This window comes from Subtercola sp. YIM 133946, assembly GCF_036553535.1.
Classification (GTDB): domain Bacteria; phylum Actinomycetota; class Actinomycetes; order Actinomycetales; family Microbacteriaceae; genus Subtercola.
In genome coordinates, this window is record NZ_JAZHPE010000009.1 from 1 (window position 1) to 920 (window position 920).

Here is a 920-nt window from a genome sequence, read left to right on the forward strand (position 1 = left end):
TGTTGCGCATCTGGCGAATGTCGAGTTGTTCACTCCGGAGTTCGAGAAGAGCAGGTGGTTCTTCGAGGAGTTGTTGGCGATGCGGGTGGTCGCTGAGGGTGATGGGTCGGTGTTCCTGCGCACGTGGGACGAGTACGAGCAGTACACGGTCAAGCTCACCGCGTCAGAGGCTGGGGGTGTGGGGCGTACGTCGTTCCGGGCATCGAGCCAGGAGGCGCTCGAGCGGCGGGTGGCCGCGATCGAGCGGGCCGGGTTCGGTGAGGGCTGGGTCGATGGTGAGGTCGGTACCGGGCCGACGTACGCGTTCCGCGACCCTGACGGGCACCAGATGGCGATCTATTACGAGACCGAACGGTACGTCGCGACCGATGACAGGCCGGCGTTGAAGAACCAGGCGTCCAGGTTCCCTGGTCGCGGGGTGAACGCGCGGCGGCTGGATCACATCAACTTCCTCGCCAAAGACGTCGAGGCGAATGGTGAGTTCATCGCGGCGGCGCTCGGTGGGCGGGAGAGTGAACGCATCCGGCTCGACAACGGCCGGCTCTCGGCGTGGTGGTTCCACTTCCAGAACAAGTCGTATGACGTGGTCTACTCCGACGACTGGACCAAGCACGGTAACCGGCTGCACCACATCGCGTTCGCGCCAGACACTCGTGAAGACATTCTGAAGGCGGCCGATATCTTCTTGGAGAACGGCATCCATATCGAGTCCGGACCGCACAAGCACACCATCAACCAGACGTTCTTCCTGTACGTGTACGAGCCCGGCGGCAACCGTATCGAGTTCGCCAACGCCGGCGCACGCCTGCTGCTCGACCCCGACCAGCCCGTCGTCGAATGGAGCGAGGAAGAACGCAAGAAGGGCCAGGCCTGGGGCATGCAGACCATCTCCACCTTCCACACACACGGCACCCCCACCG

General features: G+C 63.7%; 1 protein-coding gene. It reads left to right on the forward strand.

Annotated features, from left to right (window positions below; translation table 11 throughout):
- Window positions 1-920 (forward strand): VOC family protein (locus tag V3W46_RS02170; RefSeq protein WP_331781448.1); only part of this gene is annotated, 920 nt, incomplete at both ends.